Raw genomic sequence first — 14,062 nt, 5'->3', positions numbered from 1 at the left:
CAGGGCTATTGATACCTGAATGAGCCGTCCGATCATCCCCCGGCGCTCCGTGCGCAAGCCGGTCTCCATGACCGTACAGTGCCGGACCCACAGCGGTCTGCGGGACACGGGCGAGATCTACGATCTCTCGCCCGAGGGGTGCTGTATCCAGATCACGGGCATGTTCTTCAAGGTGGGCGGGCGCATCGTGCTGCGCCCGGCCGGGCTGGAAGCCTTCAGCGGGGTCGTGCGCTGGATCAGCGGTGACTTTGCCGGGGTCGAGTTCGACCGGCCGCTCTATGGCCCGGTGGTGGACCACCTGGCCCTGCACAACCCGTCCAAGGGCATGCCGCGCGGCTTCTGAATCGCGTATAAGGCAGCTACGTTCAGCCGCGCTGGACGCTGGCCATGGCCTCGGCGCAGACCGGGTAGCCCAGGTCCGTCGGAATTGTCAGCCAGTCGCCATCCTCGCGTTTCTGGATCACGGGCCGGATCCGGCGCGGGGGATGGGCCTGCGCGTCGGCACGGGCATCGGCGAAGGAGCCATGCCTGGCGAGGCGCTCCAGGTTGCGGCGGGTGGGGAAGATGACCCGTCCCTCGCCGCGCTCGCACAGCGCCAGGGTGTCGCGCGCGCTGGCCCAGAACAGGTGCGTATTCTCGGTCTCGTCGACTGCGATATCGACCTGTCCGCGGCCAAGATCGGTCAGGAAAAAGCGAGTGTCGAAGGGCCTGACACCTGGCGCGCACCAGTGGGCGTAGAAGGTCAGGCGCCCGGGATCGAGCTCCCAGCCCATCCGTTCGAGCACCGGGGCAAGAGCGCCCTCGCGCAGCAGCAGTTCGCGGCCCTCGCGCACCGCCTGCGGCGAGACGGCGACCGGGTTGGCGATGAGAAGACCAGTCTCTTCCAGTGTCTCGCGAATGGCGGCGATCCGGGCCGCCCCCAGCGCGTCGTCCTCATCTGGCAGGAGGCGGCGGGCGAGGGTCGTGTCCTCGGCATCGACGCGTCCGCCCGGAAAGACCAGCGCGCCCGCGGCAAAGCGCATCTTCGGGGCGCGCTTGACCATCAGCAGTTCGGGCGGGCCGCCGGGCCGGGGGCTGCGCCGGAAGATGACGACGGTCGCGGCGGGCACCATGTCTTCGGGCGGGTCGGTGGGAGCGTGGGAGGCGGTCATGGGACCGCTTTCGCGCGCCGTGCCGCCGGGGGCAAGAGGGCGGTTGCCTTGCAGGTGAAACACACCCAAGGTTGACGCCCTTCGGGCCCCAGGGAGAAGGGGGCGGCGCTGGCCGCAGGTGCGTTGGTCCCGATGCGCCTCCCGAAGCCAAGGCGGGTTTCCGATGTGTCGAGATTTCTTACACGTCGGGCTTGGGGCGTGATCGCGTCGGCCGCGCAAATGCGGGTTTTGCGTAATTTCGCGAGTTTGGCACGGTCCATGCTTTGTATCCATTGTACCCAAAGCAGTCTCGATGGGGCAGGGCCATCATGTCTCCTGGCCCTGCCTCCCCGACAGACGCACGAAGGGCCCGGACACCGTAGTGGTCTCCGGGCCCTTCGTGCGTCGGGTGACGCGACTCGCGCCAGCGAATCAGGCCTGGGGCGCGATTCCCGCGTCGGTGACGAGCTGCTGCAGTTCGCCAGCCTCGTACATCTCCATCATGATGTCGCTGCCGCCCACGAACTCGCCCTTCACGTAGAGCTGGGGGATCGTCGGCCAATCCGAGTAGGCCTTGATGCCCTGGCGGATTTCCTGGTCCTGCAGGACGTCGACCGATTCAAACGGGACGCCGATGTGGTCGAGAATGGCGCAGGCGCGGCTCGAGAAGCCGCACTGCGGGAAGAGCGGCGTGCCCTTCATGAACAGGACAACATCGTTGGCCTTCACGAGGTCGCCGATACGGGCGTTAACGTCGGACATCTGATTCAAATCCTCAAAAGCGTATGCGCGTCACTTGGGAACGGCGGTGGTGAGTTGCAAGGCGTGGAGCTCGCCGCCCATGCGGCCTCCGAGCGCTTCATAGACCATCTTGTGCTGCGCGACACGCATCTTGCCCGCGAACTGGGGCGCGACGACATGCGCGGCGTAGTGGTCGCCGTCGCCGGCAAGGTCGGTGATCGTGATTTCGCAGCCGGGCAGGGCCTCTGCAATGAGGCGCTCGATCTCGCTGGCGGGCATCGCCATCTGGGCTTCTCCTATGGCCGTCGTTGGGGGGGCAGGGTGCGGCCGGCACCTTGGTCTTGCGCTTCCCCCTAGCACCGCTGGCGCACGGTTTCGAGCCGTTTCGGGCGCGGCGCTCTTGAGGTGGGCGGGGTGGTCAGGCCGCGCCGAGAAAGGCGCGGCGCGCTTCGACCTGCTTGGCTTCGAGGGCGGCGCGCACTTCGCTTTCGGTCGTGTCGACCCCGGCGGCGGTAATGTCGCCCAGGAGCTTGCGGATCACGTCCTCGTCGCCCGCTTCCTCGAAGTCGGCCTGGACCACCGCCTTTGCGTAGGCTTCGGTTTCGGCCTCGGAAAGGCCCATGCGCGCGGCGGCCCATTCGCCCACGAGGCGGTTGCGGCGCGCCTGGATGCGAAAAAGCACCTCGGCGTCATGCTCGAGCCCGGTCGGCTCGCCGCCATCTGCGCCGTGCCCCTTGCTGCTGAAACTCTTCATCACACAATCCCGCAAAAGCGTGAGCCCGGTGCACCTGCGCACCGTGTCACGGTTCGTTCCCATTGCGATAGGGCCGAGCGGGGCCGGGTTCAATCCCGATTCCGGCATCGCGCGCAGGCTCCAAAGGCAACCGGCCCGGCGGGAGAGTCCCGCCGGGCCGGTAAAACGTATCCGAAATGCCGCCTTGCGGTATTTCAGGGCGGCGCTCAGGCCTCGGCCAGCTTCGGGCTGGCGAGGAAGGGCAGTTCCTCGCGCGCCTTGGCTTCGTAAGTGCCGATCTCGGCGTCCTGCGCCAGCGTCAGGCCAACTTCGTCGAGGCCATTCAGCAGGCAGTGCTTGCGGAACGGGTCGATCTCGAAGGTGAAGCGGTCCTGGAAAGGCGTGGTCACCGTCTGGGTTTCCAGGTCGACGCTGATCGGGTCGGTCGTGGCGACCTCCATCAGGCGGTCGATGGCCTCCTGCGGGATCGCGACGGTCAGGATACCGTTCTTGAACGCGTTGCCCGAAAAGATGTCCGAGAAACTGGGCGCGATGACACAGGTCACGCCCATGTCCAGAAGCGCCCAGGCCGCGTGCTCGCGGCTCGAGCCGCAGCCGAAGTTGTCGCCCGCGATCAGGATCGGCGCGCCTTCGTAAGTCGGGTCGGTGAAGACGTTGCCCGGCTCGGCCTTGACCGATTCGAGGCAGCCCTGACCGAGGCCCTCACGGGTCACGGTCTTGAGCCACTGGGCAGGGATGATGACGTCGGTGTCGACGTTCTTGCGGCCGAACGGGTAGGCCCGGCCGGAAACCTGGGAAATCGGGTTCATGGGTGTGCTCGTCTCAATCCGTCTCGGGGGCCTGTTCGGGGTGCGCAGGCGCGTTCTTCTCGGCGCGCGACTTGCGGCGCTTCACGAAGAGCAGCGCGGCGGCAACCGCCGCCGAGCCAATGGCCGCACCGGCCGCGATCGCGGCGCGTCCGGCGAGCGAGGTATCGGGTTCGTCTGCCATCTTGCGTTCGTCCTTCAGGCGTTCTCGGTCAGCTCGCGCACGTCGGCGAGGCGTCCGGTGACGGCGGCCGCGGCCGCCATGGCGGGGCTGACGAGGTGGGTGCGCGCACCCGGACCCTGGCGCCCGGTGAAGTTGCGGTTGCTGGTAGACGCGCAGCGCTCACCGGCGGGCACCTTGTCGGGGTTCATCGCAAGGCACGCCGAGCAGCCCGGCTCGCGCCATTCCAGGCCCGCCTCGATGATGATCTTGTCGAGCCCTTCGGCTTCCGCCTGCGCCTTGACCAGGCCCGAGCCCGGAACGACGATCGCCCAGGTCACGTTGTCGGCCTTCTTGCGCCCCTTGAGGACCTGCGCGGCGGCGCGGATGTCCTCGATGCGGCTGTTGGTGCACGAGCCGATGAAGACGTTCTGGACCTCGATGTCGGTCAGCTTGGTGCCGGGCGTCAGGCCCATGTACTCAAGGCTGTGCGCGACGGCCTGACGCTTGGAGGCGTCGGTGAAATCGTCCGGCGAGGGGACGACGGCACCGATGGGGGCGGTGTCCTCGGGGCTGGTGCCCCAGGTCACGGTGGGCTGGATATCCTCGGCGCGGATGTGGATCGACTTGTCGTAGGTCGCGCCCGGATCGCTCGCCAGGCTCTTCCACCAGGCGACGGCCTTGTCCCAGTCCGCGCCCCTGGGTGCATAGGGGCGTCCCTTGACGTAGGCGAAGGTGGTCTCGTCGGGCGCGATCAGGCCCGCACGTGCGCCTGCCTCGATCGACATGTTCGAGACCGTCAGACGGCCTTCGATAGACATCTCGCGGAACACGTTGCCGGTGTACTCGATGACGTAGCCGGTGCCGCCGGCGGTGCCGACCTGGCCGATGATGTGCAGGATCACGTCCTTGGGCGAGACGCCCGCACCCAGGGTGCCCTCGACGTTGACCTGGAAGGTCTTGGACTGCTTGAGGAGCAGCGTCTGCGTCGCCATGACGTGCTCGACCTCGCTGGTGCCGATGCCGAAGGCCAGTGCGCCCAGGCCGCCGTTGCAGGCGGTGTGGCTGTCGCCGCACACGATGGTGGCGCCAGGTAGCGAGAAGCCCTGCTCGGGGCCCACGACGTGGACGATGCCCTGTTCGGGATCGGCATCGCCGATGTAGCGAATGCCGAATTCAGGCGCGTTCTTTTCCAACATGTCGAGCTGCTGCGCGCTCTGGGGGTCGGCGATGGGAACGCGGTTGCCGCTTGCATCGCGGCGTGCGGTGGTCGGCAGGTTGTGGTCGGGAACCGCGATGTGCAGGTCCGGACGGCGCACCTTGCGCCCGTTCGCGCGTAGCGCCGCGAAGGCCTGCGGGCTCGTCACCTCGTGCACGATGTGCCGGTCGATGTAGATGAGGCAGGTACCGTCGTCGCGGGTGTCGACAACGTGGGCGTCCCAGATCTTCTGGTAGAGTGTGCGCGGCTGTGTGGTCATGATGCGAGCCGATTAGGCCCCTGCGCTTTGCAATTCAAGCAGTACAGCGCAGGGCATGTGTTCGATTTATCCGGCAGGAGGACGAACGGCGTATTTTTCAACCCGCTAAGGGGGCAAGTTGCGCCACGAAGATGCGATGAACGGGATGAGATCAGGCGCTGACACGCGCGCCGCATCGGTCTAGGAGAAGGGGGTGACTGTTCTTATCGCCATTCTCATCGTTCTTGCCAGCGCCGCCGCCATGGAACTGGTCGCCTGGTCGAGCCACAAGTACATCATGCACGGCTTTGGCTGGGGCTGGCACCGCGACCACCACGAGCCCCACGACAAGCTTCTGGAAAAGAACGACCTATATGCGCTGGTGGGGGCGGCCATGAGCATCTCGATGTTCGCGGTTGGCTCGCCGCTCGTCATGGGCCAACACGCCTGGTGGCCGGGAACGTGGATCGGTCTGGGGATCCTCGTGTATGGGATCATCTATACGCTGATTCACGATGGCCTTGTTCACCAGCGCTATTTCCGCTGGGTGCCCAAGCGCGGCTATGCCAAGCGCCTGGTCCAGGCGCACAAGCTGCACCATGCGACCATTGGCAAGGAGGGTGGGGTCAGCTTCGGTTTCGTCGTTGCGCGCGACCCTGTCCGGCTCAAGCAGGAGCTCAAGGAGCAGCGCCGCCGGGGCATCGCGGTGGTGCGCGAGGCGGTGGAGGACTGAGCAGAAGGTCACACAAACGGCAACCTGCCACGATCTGGCGCGTTAGAGGCGTTCCAGATCTTTCAGGAGACATCCGAACGTGATCGATACCGCCGGCTCCGGTGCAGGGACCTCTTCCGGTCCTGCCGAGGCGGAGCAAACCGAGGAAGAACGCGAAGAGGAACTGCGCCGCGCCGAACAGAAGGCCGAGCGTGAGAACGTCGAGCGTGAAATCGAAAGCGGCAATTCCACCCTGACCCGCCGCGAACGCCGCCGTGTGTCCGCGCACAGCCGCCTGTCCGCACTCACCGTCTTTTCGATCATCCGCAGCGAGGGTGAGGAGGAACTACGCCGTCCGACCTCCTCCCTGTGGTGGTCGGGCATCGCCGCCGGGATCGGCATCTCGACCTCTGTCTTCGCCCAGGCGCTTCTCTACGAGGCGCTGGAAGGCAGCCCCAATCGCTGGGTCGTCTCGAGCCTGGGCTATTCGGTAGGCTTCATCCTGGTCATCCTCTCACGCCTCCAGCTTTTCACCGAGAACACGCTGAGCGTGGTCCTGCCGATGCTCTCCGAGCCAAGCTGGGGCAAGCTGGGCCTCTCCGCCCGGCTCTGGACCATTGTCCTGACTGCCAATTTCATCGGCACCTTCCTCACCGCCTTCTTCGTGATGGTGATGTCCGACGGAGGCGATGCCGAGGCGAGCAGCCATGTGACCGCCATGCTCGAGGTCTCGAAACACGCGGCGCAGTCGCAAGGCTGGACCGCGCTGGTAAAGGGCATTCCGGCAGGCTTCTTCATCGCGGGGCTGGTGTGGATGCTGCCCAGTTCCAAGGGTTTCGAGCTGTGGGTCATCATGGTCTTTACAGCGCTGATCGCGGCGGGCGGCTTTACCCACGTCATCGCGGGATCGACCGAGATGTTCATGCTCGTGATCGACGGGCAGAAGTCCATCGAGGCGGCCTTTACCGGCTATCTCCTGCCCACTTTCGCGGGCAACGTGATCGGGGGCACCGGACTTTTCGCGATGCTCTCCTACGGCCAGATCCACGCCGAGATCTGAGGACGCACATGACGCCGCGCACACCTCCGCTCGACGCCGGGGCGACCCGCGTTCTCGACTTCTGGTTTCGCGAACTGACCCCCGGCGACTGGTTCGGGGGCGGTGCGCAGCTCGATGAAAAGGTGCGCGCGCGCTTTGGTGCGGTCCATGCGCAGGCGCTGGAAGGCGCCTGTGATGGCTGGGCCGAGACCCCTCTTGGGCGTCTGGCGCTGGTGATCGTGCTGGACCAGTTCTCGCGCCACATTCACCGCGACACCGCGCAGGCCTTTGCCGCAGATCGCCGGGCGCAGGAGCTCGTGCTGGAGGGGCTGGAGGCAGGGGTGGACGCGCAGCTCGGGTTTGCCCACCGCCACTTCTTCTACATGCCGCTCATGCACGCCGAAGACACAGTGCTTCAGGCCCGAAGCGTGGCATGCTTTGAAGACTTGAATCGCTTTGCCGGGGAGCTTCTCGCCTTCGCGCGTTCGCACGAGGCCGATATTGCCGCCTATGGCCGCTTTCCCTATCGCAACGCGGCCCTGCAGCGCCGATCGACGCACGAGGAAGAGGACTTCCTGAAGACGCGTCAGGGACCCTGAGAGGCTACTCGGGCCGGGTCCAGATCCACGGGCCCAGCACGGCGAGCACGCCCACCGGGATGAAGGCGAGCGGGAAACCCACGACAAACCAGGTGAAGGGGATGCTCGCGCTCATCGCGAGAATGGCCGAGACCTTGCCCTTTCGGCTGATTGCCCGCCGGTCGCGCCAGGCGACGAGATGGGGGCCGTGCTTGGGGTGGTTGTAGAGCCGCTCCGCCCATTCCGGGTGGCTCTTGGAAAAGCACCAGGCGGCGGCGATGTAGAACACGACCGTGGGCATGACCGGCAGGAAGATGCCGATGGTGCCCAGCGCCACGAACAGCACGCCGCCAAGCATCCAGACCGAGCGCTTGACCTTCTTCAAGCTTGCGCGCCCCGGTCGGAGGAAGGATGGGTCAAGACTGCGGGTCCGCGTAGCGCGCCGCAGTTTCCCGGATCAGCGCGATCATGTTGGGAACGCCTTGCGTGCGGTTCGAGGAGAGCTGGTTCCTGAGGTCGAAGGGCTCGAGCGCGGCGACGATGTCGGTCTCGGCGACTTCAGCGGCGGGCTTGTCCTGCACGCCTGCAATGACCAGCGCCACAATGCCCTTGGTGATCGCCGCGTTGCTGTCCGCCAGAAAATGAAGCGTGCCGCCTTCCGCTTCGGTGGGGTAGACCCAGACCGAGGCTGAACACCCGCGCACCTTGGTCGCGTCGGTCTTGAGCGCGTCAGGCATTGGGTCGAGTTCGCGGCCCAACTCGATCAGCAGGCGATAGCGTTCATCGCCCTCAAGGAATTCATACTCTTCGCGGATGTCATCAAGGCTGCGCATGCAACGTCATTTAGGGCCCTGTCGCCACAGGGCAAGGGGGCTTGGACCAGCGGGGCGGCCCGAAGGAGGTGCAATCGAAATAAAGAGACAGTCAAAGAAGAGGAGGGACTGATTCAAGGGGTCATCACCCCTTGACCCCAAAACGGGCGACCTCACCTTCCGCGCGCCACCCTGGCTGAGAAAGGTGAGGCCGCCCGTTTTGGGGAGCCCGAGGGCGATGGCCCTCGGAATTATCTTCCTGCTTCCTCCTGTTTTTCGCCCTCACGCATCACGCCAATTGCACCTGCGCGCGGTTCCTGTCAGGGAAAAGGCCATGAACGCTTCTGCCGCCGCCGACCGCAGCCATCCCTTCTTCTCGCTGCACGAGCATGGTTTCGTGCGCGTCGCGACCTCGACCCCGCACGTGCGGCCTGCCGATGTCGCCTTCAACCGCGATGCGATCCTGGCTGAAGCGCGGCGCGCGCATGAGGCGCATGTCGATCTTCTCGTCTTTCCCGAGCTGTGTCTGTCGGCCTACGCCATCGACGATCTGCACCTGCAGGGCGCGCTGATCGCGGCGGTGGATGCCGCACTCGCCGAGCTTGTCGCGGCCAGCGCCTCGCTTTCGCCGGTGCTGCTGGTGGGCGCCGCGCTGGTCCACGGCTCCAGCCTCTACAACTGCGCGGTGGTGATCGCGCACGGCAAGCTCCTGGGCGTGGTGCCCAAGTCCTTCCTTCCCAACTACCGCGAGTTCTACGAGAAGCGCTGGTTCGCAAGCGGCAAGGCCGTGCGCGGGCAGTCGATCACGGTGGCCGGACAAAACGTGCCGTTCGGTGTCGACCTCGTCTTTGCGTCCGAAGTGCTCAAGGATTTCCGCTTCTTCGTCGAGATCTGTGAAGATGTCTGGGCGCCTACGCCTCCCAGCACGCTGGGCGCGCTCGCCGGGGCGACGATCCTGTGTAACTTGTCTGCCTCCAACATCACCATCGGCAAGTCGGACGAACGCCACGCGCTGTGCAAGGCGCAGTCCGCGCGCACCTCTGCGGCCTATGTCTATTGCGCGGCGGGGCATGGCGAGAGCACGACCGACTTGGCCTGGGACGGGCAGGGTATCGTTTACGAACTGGGCGAGTGCCTCGCGCAGTCCGAGCGTTTTGCGCTCGAGCCGCAGTTGTGCATCGCGGATATCGACTGCGAGCGCATCGTCGGCGACCGGCTGCGCCTGCCGACCTTTGCCGACGCGGCCGAACTTGCCGGATCGCCCGCGCAGACGTTTCGCACCGTCCCCTTCCGCCACGCGCCGGTGCGCGGCGATATCGGTCTTCAGCGCCCGATCCGCCGTTTTCCCTTCGTGCCCAACCGCCCGGAAAAGCTCGACGCGGATTGTTACGAGGCGTTCAACATCCAGGTCGATGGCCTGATGCGGCGCCTGGAATCGACCGGTTCCAAGTCGATGGTGATCGGCATTTCGGGCGGGCTCGATTCGACCCACGCGCTGATCGTCGCCGCGCGCGCCTGCGACCGCCTGGGCCTGCCGCGCACCTTTATCCGGGGTTACACCATGCCCGGCTTCGCGACGAGCGAGGGGACGAAGTCGAACGCCTGGAAGCTGATGGATGCGCTGGGCATCACGGCCGAGGAAATCGATATCCGCCCAGCCGCAACGCGCATGCTGGAGGACATTGGCCACGCCTTCGCCGACGGCGAACCGGTCTACGACGTCACCTTCGAGAACGTCCAGGCGGGCCTTCGCACCGACTACCTCTTCCGCCTTGCCAGCCAGCACAGCGGCTTCGTGATCGGCACCGGGGACTTGTCCGAACTGGCGCTGGGCTGGTGTACCTACGGCGTGGGCGATCAGATGAGCCACTACGCGGTCAACGCGGGCGTGCCCAAGACGCTGATCCAGTATCTCATCCGCTGGTGCGCGGACGGAGAGGATTTCGCGGCCGAGGCCGGGGCGATCCTCCACGCTATCCTCGACACCGAAATCTCGCCCGAACTCGTGCCCGCCGGCGCGGACGGCGCGATCCAGAGCACCGAGGAGAAGATCGGGCCCTACGCCCTCAACGACTTCTTCCTCCACCACATCATGCGCTACGGCCAGACGCCCTCCAAGGTCGCGTTTCTTGCCTGGCACGCCTGGCACAACGCCGCGCAGGGCCAATGGCCCGATGGCTATCCCGCCGACCGGCGCGTGGCCTATGACCTGCCGGTGATCCGCGCGTGGCTGGAGAAGTTCCTGCGCCGCTTCTTCGCCTTCAGCCAGTTCAAGCGCTCGGCGATTCCCAACGGACCCAAGGTCTCCTCGGGCGGAGCGCTCAGCCCGCGCGGCGACTGGCGCGCGCCATCGGATGCCCGCGCCGAGGTGTGGCTGGCGGAGCTGGATGCGAAGGTGCCTTTGGAAGGGTAAGAGGAAAAGGGAGGTTCCGAGGGCCATTGCCCTCGGGCTCCCGGAATCGGTGAGGTTAGCTTTTGCAGGGATTGCTGCGTTGAAGGACGAAGCCACAGGATAAAAAAAAAGGGGGCTTCGCCCCCAACATCTTGTTCCCGACCTCACCATTCCTACGCCACGTGGCCGCGTGAACTGCCCCAGACAGTTATGGGAGCCCGAGGGCGATGGCCCTCGGACTTATTCAATCCCTTAAACTCTCGATCTCTTTCGCAAGATCCTTGCCCCGGCGTTCGTCGGTGGCGATGCGTTCAAGGACATTGATACGTTCGCGCAGCTGGGCGATCTCGTCCTCGAGTTCCTGTTCGTGGGGATCGCGCCGGCCGATGGTGCGGCCATGGTCCGAGCGTTCGGAGGGCAGGTGCAGCTTCTTGGCGCGCAGCCAGGTAATGCAGCCGATGACGAACATGACCACCACGGCCGTCCAGAAACTCATTGTCGTGATACCTTATGTATGGGCGAGGAGGGGCGTGGCCTGCTCCTCGGTCGGGTGGGTCAGCTGGTGTTGGCTATCCTGCGCGCCGCTGCCGGGCAAGGCAAGGTTTTCGAGGTGGCGCAGGCGCTCTTCGAGGTCGCTTTCCCGGGCCTTGAGGGCGTGCGTGTTCGCGGCCAGTTCCAGCTTGCGTTCCAGGTAGGCAAGGTAGCGTTTGTAGGCGCTGGCGAGCGTTGCGAAGAGCAGCACCACCGTTCCCATGACGATGGTGACGGTGAGAAGGTCACCCAGATTCACTGGCGCGTCTCCACAGGTACGTCCGCGCGGGCGAGATCGCGGGCTTCGCGCAGCGATTCGATCTGGCGCGCCACGTCATAGCCCTTGTCGGTGACGATGCTCTCGACTGCGGCGAGGCGGTCCTTGACCGCGCTCATCTCGGCGCGCAGTTCCGCGTTCTCCTGGGTGAGCAACTGGACGCGAGCCTGCGCCTCGCCGTCAGTCTTGGGGTAGATGCTCTTGCCCCAGGAATTCTCGAGCGGATAGCCGTGGCGCATGCGCAGCCAGTTGTTGAAAATCCAGCCTGCGGTGGCGACGGCGGTGCCCACGATGATGACCGGGCTGAGCATTTCGATGGTGGCGATATCGAGAGCCATGGCAGTGTCCTTTCGGGGAAGGGCGGCTGGTTTCAGCGTACGCGAGGAGCAGGGGCGGGCGTTGCGGCCGGGCTGTGGGCGGTGTCGAGCGCGCTCAGCGCCTCGATCTGGCGGGCGACGTCGTAGCCGCTGTCGGTGACGATGGTTTCAAGCGCGGCGGTGCGCTTTTCGAGGTACGCGACGCGTTCGAGAAGTTTGGCATGGGCTTCCTCCTGCTGGCGCGCGGCGTTGCGATCCGCTTTCTTGGCCTTGGGGTAGATGCTCTTGCCCCCCGAATTTTCGAGCGGGTAGCCGTGGCGCATACGCAGCCAATTGTTGAAGAGCCATCCGCCGGTGGACAGGGCGATGATGCTCAGGATAAATTCGGGGCTTCCCCAGTTCATGGTCGCTCTCCCCTCAGTTCACGCGCTTGGTCGGGGCGGGCGCGCGCTGGGCGTCGGCCTCGCGCTGGTCGCGCAGGGCTTCGATCTGGAGCGCGGTGTCGTAGCTGCCATCGGTCACGATGCGTTCGAGGACACGGACGCGTTCTTCCAATTCGCGCGCGTTCGAGGCGTACTGGGCGGCCTTTTCCGCGGTCGCCTCGACCTGGATCTCGGCCATCTTGCGCTGGTGCTTGGTCCAGACGACGAGGGCGCCGACCAGAAACGGTGCAAGGGGAATGAGAAGCGCGAGTGAGCTGGTGTCCATGATGATCGTGTCCCTGTTTGATGCCCGGTGGAAGTGATGCGCCTTAGCGCAGGCTCTCGATCTCGGCTGCGAGGCGCGAGTTGCTGCTGGAATAGTGCGCTTCCATGTCGGCGACGCGCCGGTCGATGTCGCTCAGCTCGCCGCGCAGGCGTTCGCCGCGGCCGATCCCGGCCTTCTTTGCGCGGCGGCGTTCCATGCGGCGCAGCAGGCGCTCTTCCTCGTGCGCGCTGTAGTCGGACAGCGGGCGCTTGTCGGCGATGAGCGCGACCGCGATGTAGATCGCGATGACGATGGGGAAGCCGAAGAGCAGCAGGAGCACGGCACCGAGCCGGATCCAGAGCGCATCGACATCGGTGAAGTCGGCGATGCCCGCGCAAACGCCTGCAAGCTTGGCGTTCGACTTGTCGAGATAGAAATGTCCACGTGACACTGTGCTGATCCCTTTCCTTGGGTTGTCCCTTGCGGGAGATTTTCGTGTCTCCCGCGCCCCCGGACCATGTCCCCTTGCCACAGATGGCTCCGGGGCCTTGATGACGGGCCGGGCGGCGATCCGGGTGTCTGCCGCGCGGCCTCGTGGCCTTGGATTACTGCCCGGTGGTGTCCGAGCTCTGGCCCATCGTCTTCTTCATCTGCGCCAATTCGGCCTCGATCGAGTCGCCATCGGCGAGCGCGGCAATTTCATCGGCGAGCGTCGGCTGGCGGCTGTCGTCGCCGATGTTCATCGCCTCGGCGCGGCCTTCGGCGTAGTCGACCCGGCGTTCGAGCTGGTCGAAGCGGGCCAGTGCCTCGTCGACGCGCTCGCTGGCGAGCAGGGTGCGCAGCTTCACGCGGTTCTCCGCGCTCTTGAGGCGCGCGGCAATCGCGCTCTGGCGGCTGCGGGCTTCGCGCAGGCGGCTTTGCAGCTTCTCGATGTCCTGCTCGTAGGCGCTGAGCGAATCGTCGAGCACCGCGATTTCGGAGCGCAGCTGCTCGGCCATGTCCGAGGCCTTCTTCTTTTCGAGGAGGGCGGCGCGGGCAAGGTCCTCGCGGTTCTTGCTGAGCGCCAGCTGCGCCTTGTCGGCCCAGTCGGCCTGGAGCGCGTCGAGCTTGTCGGCGTGGCGGCGCAGTTCCTTCTGGTCGGCAATCGTGCGGGCCGAGCTGGTGCGCACCTCGACGAGGGTCTCTTCCATTTCCAGGATGATCAGGCGGATCATCTTGGCCGGGTCTTCCGCCTTGTCGAGCATGTCGTTGAAGTTGGCGGCGATGATGTCGCGGGTGCGCGAGAAGATACCCATGCTGGCTATTCCTTTGTTGTGGCTCGGGCGGCGGGTGGAGGTGGTGAACGAGGCGTGGCTGTCGTTGGCGGCGTGCCAGGTGCGACCGCCCTGGCGTTGTCCGCGATCATCGCACGCATCGCTGGAGGCGTGAAGGATTTCGATTTCGGTGTCGAGGCGGCTCATGCGAGGGGTACTCCGCAAATGGGGGCGGCGTAGGCCTTGGCCGGGGCGAGCTGGTCGGCCATCGCCATCAGGTTGAGGGCGCCCATCGCCAGCAGGCTGGCAATGATCGCCCAGTCGAGCTTGGTGCGGGCAAGGGTCGCACGCGGCTGGCGGGCGGCGAGGTCGGAACCGGTCTGGTCGGAGCTGGCGGTACGCAGCGGCATGGCGAA

Annotated in this window: 22 protein-coding genes; 5 read left to right on the top strand and 17 right to left on the bottom strand. The window is 65.8% G+C overall.

Annotation, left to right across the window (positions count from 1 at the left end; all coding sequences use genetic code 11):
* Positions 1-19 precede the first annotated feature (19 nt).
* Positions 20-343: a PilZ domain-containing protein gene (locus tag LC060_RS10205; protein WP_084592033.1), complete on the top strand. Its 324-nt coding sequence runs from the start codon at positions 20-22 to the stop codon at positions 341-343.
* Positions 344-365: 22 nt separating this feature from the next.
* Here the strand turns inward: LC060_RS10205 and LC060_RS10200 are convergent, their stop codons facing one another.
* The 7 genes from LC060_RS10200 to leuC form a co-directional block, all read right to left on the bottom strand.
* Positions 366-1,151, bottom strand: a complete 786-nt coding sequence (locus LC060_RS10200) for an NUDIX hydrolase (protein WP_226635181.1) — start codon at positions 1,149-1,151, stop codon at positions 366-368.
* A gap of 411 nt (positions 1,152-1,562) precedes the next feature.
* Positions 1,563-1,892 carry a Grx4 family monothiol glutaredoxin gene (gene grxD, locus LC060_RS10195; RefSeq protein WP_039390507.1) on the bottom strand — a complete coding sequence of 110 codons (330 nt, stop codon included), beginning with the start codon at positions 1,890-1,892 and terminating at the stop codon, positions 1,563-1,565.
* A gap of 30 nt (positions 1,893-1,922) precedes the next feature.
* Entirely contained in the window at positions 1,923-2,156 is a 234-nt protein-coding gene (locus tag LC060_RS10190; protein ID WP_213499415.1) for a BolA family protein, read from the bottom strand.
* Positions 2,157-2,289: 133 nt separating this feature from the next.
* Positions 2,290-2,625, bottom strand: coding sequence for a DUF1476 domain-containing protein (locus tag LC060_RS10185; protein WP_226635179.1), 336 nt, complete (start codon positions 2,623-2,625; stop codon positions 2,290-2,292).
* Between the two features lie 206 nt (positions 2,626-2,831).
* Positions 2,832-3,434: a 3-isopropylmalate dehydratase small subunit gene (gene leuD / locus LC060_RS10180; protein WP_226635177.1), complete on the bottom strand. Its 603-nt coding sequence runs from the start codon at positions 3,432-3,434 to the stop codon at positions 2,832-2,834.
* A gap of 13 nt (positions 3,435-3,447) precedes the next feature.
* Positions 3,448-3,615 carry a hypothetical protein gene (locus tag LC060_RS10175; protein ID WP_226635175.1) on the bottom strand — a complete coding sequence of 56 codons (168 nt, stop codon included), beginning with the start codon at positions 3,613-3,615 and terminating at the stop codon, positions 3,448-3,450.
* Positions 3,616-3,629: 14 nt separating this feature from the next.
* Positions 3,630-5,069 (bottom strand): 3-isopropylmalate dehydratase large subunit, encoded by a 1,440-nt coding sequence (gene leuC / locus LC060_RS10170; protein WP_226635173.1) that lies wholly within the window; start codon positions 5,067-5,069, stop codon positions 3,630-3,632.
* 193 nt (positions 5,070-5,262) lie between these two features.
* Between leuC and LC060_RS10165 the strand changes: the two genes are divergently transcribed.
* The 3 genes from LC060_RS10165 to LC060_RS10155 all read left to right on the top strand — a co-directional run bounded on the left by LC060_RS10165 (position 5,263) and on the right by LC060_RS10155 (position 7,398).
* On the top strand, positions 5,263-5,781 hold the full coding sequence (locus LC060_RS10165; RefSeq protein WP_226635171.1) for a sterol desaturase family protein: 519 nt from the start codon (positions 5,263-5,265) through the stop codon (positions 5,779-5,781).
* 79 nt (positions 5,782-5,860) lie between these two features.
* Entirely contained in the window at positions 5,861-6,820 is a 960-nt protein-coding gene (locus tag LC060_RS10160; protein WP_226635169.1) for a formate/nitrite transporter family protein, read from the top strand.
* Positions 6,821-6,828: 8 nt separating this feature from the next.
* On the top strand, positions 6,829-7,398 hold the full coding sequence (locus LC060_RS10155) for a DUF924 family protein (protein WP_226635167.1): 570 nt from the start codon (positions 6,829-6,831) through the stop codon (positions 7,396-7,398).
* Positions 7,399-7,402: 4 nt separating this feature from the next.
* Here the strand turns inward: LC060_RS10155 and LC060_RS10150 are convergent, their stop codons facing one another.
* On the bottom strand, positions 7,403-7,762 hold the full coding sequence (locus LC060_RS10150) for a YbaN family protein (RefSeq protein ID WP_226635165.1): 360 nt from the start codon (positions 7,760-7,762) through the stop codon (positions 7,403-7,405).
* Positions 7,763-7,793: 31 nt separating this feature from the next.
* Entirely contained in the window at positions 7,794-8,210 is a 417-nt protein-coding gene (locus LC060_RS10145) for a SufE family protein (protein ID WP_039390515.1), read from the bottom strand.
* A gap of 313 nt (positions 8,211-8,523) precedes the next feature.
* Between LC060_RS10145 and LC060_RS10140 the strand changes: the two genes are divergently transcribed.
* Positions 8,524-10,602, top strand: a complete 2,079-nt coding sequence (locus tag LC060_RS10140; RefSeq protein WP_226635163.1) for an NAD(+) synthase — start codon at positions 8,524-8,526, stop codon at positions 10,600-10,602.
* A 223-nt stretch (positions 10,603-10,825) separates the two neighbouring features.
* Here LC060_RS10140 and LC060_RS10135 read toward each other — a convergent pair whose 3' ends face one another.
* The 8 genes from LC060_RS10135 to LC060_RS10100 form a co-directional block, all read right to left on the bottom strand.
* Positions 10,826-11,077 carry a hypothetical protein gene (locus LC060_RS10135; protein WP_039390519.1) on the bottom strand — a complete coding sequence of 84 codons (252 nt, stop codon included), beginning with the start codon at positions 11,075-11,077 and terminating at the stop codon, positions 10,826-10,828.
* Between the two features lie 12 nt (positions 11,078-11,089).
* Positions 11,090-11,371 carry a hypothetical protein gene (locus tag LC060_RS10130; RefSeq protein ID WP_226635161.1) on the bottom strand — a complete coding sequence of 94 codons (282 nt, stop codon included), beginning with the start codon at positions 11,369-11,371 and terminating at the stop codon, positions 11,090-11,092.
* Positions 11,368-11,727, bottom strand: a complete 360-nt coding sequence (locus LC060_RS10125; RefSeq protein WP_226635160.1) for a hypothetical protein — start codon at positions 11,725-11,727, stop codon at positions 11,368-11,370. The genes LC060_RS10130 and LC060_RS10125 overlap by 4 nt, the downstream gene beginning before the upstream one ends.
* Before the next feature lie 32 nt (positions 11,728-11,759).
* Positions 11,760-12,110 (bottom strand): hypothetical protein, encoded by a 351-nt coding sequence (locus LC060_RS10120; RefSeq protein WP_226635158.1) that lies wholly within the window; start codon positions 12,108-12,110, stop codon positions 11,760-11,762.
* Positions 12,111-12,123: 13 nt separating this feature from the next.
* Positions 12,124-12,414, bottom strand: a complete 291-nt coding sequence (locus tag LC060_RS10115; protein ID WP_226635156.1) for a hypothetical protein — start codon at positions 12,412-12,414, stop codon at positions 12,124-12,126.
* Positions 12,415-12,457: 43 nt separating this feature from the next.
* Entirely contained in the window at positions 12,458-12,844 is a 387-nt protein-coding gene (locus LC060_RS10110; RefSeq protein WP_226635154.1) for a PspC domain-containing protein, read from the bottom strand.
* 154 nt (positions 12,845-12,998) lie between these two features.
* Positions 12,999-13,853 carry a phage shock protein PspA gene (gene pspA, locus LC060_RS10105; RefSeq protein ID WP_226635152.1) on the bottom strand — a complete coding sequence of 285 codons (855 nt, stop codon included), beginning with the start codon at positions 13,851-13,853 and terminating at the stop codon, positions 12,999-13,001.
* Positions 13,850-14,056, bottom strand: a complete 207-nt coding sequence (locus LC060_RS10100; protein ID WP_226635150.1) for a hypothetical protein — start codon at positions 14,054-14,056, stop codon at positions 13,850-13,852. Before LC060_RS10100 ends, pspA begins: the two co-directional genes overlap by 4 nt.
* Between the last annotated feature and the right edge of the window lie 6 nt (positions 14,057-14,062).

The organism is Novosphingobium profundi, from assembly GCF_020524485.1.
Taxonomy (GTDB): domain Bacteria; phylum Pseudomonadota; class Alphaproteobacteria; order Sphingomonadales; family Sphingomonadaceae; genus Novosphingobium; species Novosphingobium profundi_A.
Note: the sequence above shows the minus strand (reverse complement) of the source record. Positions and strands in the feature narration are given on the sequence as shown.

What these genes read in the sequence shown, in the direction of transcription:
- LC060_RS10205 (WP_084592033.1), top strand. Translation starts at nt 20, where the DNA reads ATGAGCCGTCCGATCATCCCCCGGCGCTCCGTGCGCAAGCCGGTCTCC.
- LC060_RS10200 (WP_226635181.1), bottom strand. Translation starts at nt 1,151, where the DNA reads ATGACCGCCTCCCACGCTCCCACCGACCCGCCCGAAGACATGGTGCCC.
- grxD (WP_039390507.1), bottom strand. Translation starts at nt 1,892, where the DNA reads ATGTCCGACGTTAACGCCCGTATCGGCGACCTCGTGAAGGCCAACGAT.
- LC060_RS10190 (WP_213499415.1), bottom strand. Translation starts at nt 2,156, where the DNA reads ATGGCGATGCCCGCCAGCGAGATCGAGCGCCTCATTGCAGAGGCCCTG.
- LC060_RS10185 (WP_226635179.1), bottom strand. Translation starts at nt 2,625, where the DNA reads ATGAAGAGTTTCAGCAGCAAGGGGCACGGCGCAGATGGCGGCGAGCCG.
- leuD (WP_226635177.1), bottom strand. Translation starts at nt 3,434, where the DNA reads ATGAACCCGATTTCCCAGGTTTCCGGCCGGGCCTACCCGTTCGGCCGC.
- LC060_RS10175 (WP_226635175.1), bottom strand. Translation starts at nt 3,615, where the DNA reads ATGGCAGACGAACCCGATACCTCGCTCGCCGGACGCGCCGCGATCGCG.
- leuC (WP_226635173.1), bottom strand. Translation starts at nt 5,069, where the DNA reads ATGACCACACAGCCGCGCACACTCTACCAGAAGATCTGGGACGCCCAC.
- LC060_RS10155 (WP_226635167.1), top strand. Translation starts at nt 6,829, where the DNA reads ATGACGCCGCGCACACCTCCGCTCGACGCCGGGGCGACCCGCGTTCTC.
- LC060_RS10145 (WP_039390515.1), bottom strand. Translation starts at nt 8,210, where the DNA reads ATGCGCAGCCTTGATGACATCCGCGAAGAGTATGAATTCCTTGAGGGC.
- LC060_RS10140 (WP_226635163.1), top strand. Translation starts at nt 8,524, where the DNA reads ATGAACGCTTCTGCCGCCGCCGACCGCAGCCATCCCTTCTTCTCGCTG.
- LC060_RS10135 (WP_039390519.1), bottom strand. Translation starts at nt 11,077, where the DNA reads ATGAGTTTCTGGACGGCCGTGGTGGTCATGTTCGTCATCGGCTGCATT.
- LC060_RS10125 (WP_226635160.1), bottom strand. Translation starts at nt 11,727, where the DNA reads ATGGCTCTCGATATCGCCACCATCGAAATGCTCAGCCCGGTCATCATC.
- LC060_RS10120 (WP_226635158.1), bottom strand. Translation starts at nt 12,110, where the DNA reads ATGAACTGGGGAAGCCCCGAATTTATCCTGAGCATCATCGCCCTGTCC.
- LC060_RS10115 (WP_226635156.1), bottom strand. Translation starts at nt 12,414, where the DNA reads ATGGACACCAGCTCACTCGCGCTTCTCATTCCCCTTGCACCGTTTCTG.
- pspA (WP_226635152.1), bottom strand. Translation starts at nt 13,853, where the DNA reads ATGAGCCGCCTCGACACCGAAATCGAAATCCTTCACGCCTCCAGCGAT.
- LC060_RS10100 (WP_226635150.1), bottom strand. Translation starts at nt 14,056, where the DNA reads ATGCCGCTGCGTACCGCCAGCTCCGACCAGACCGGTTCCGACCTCGCC.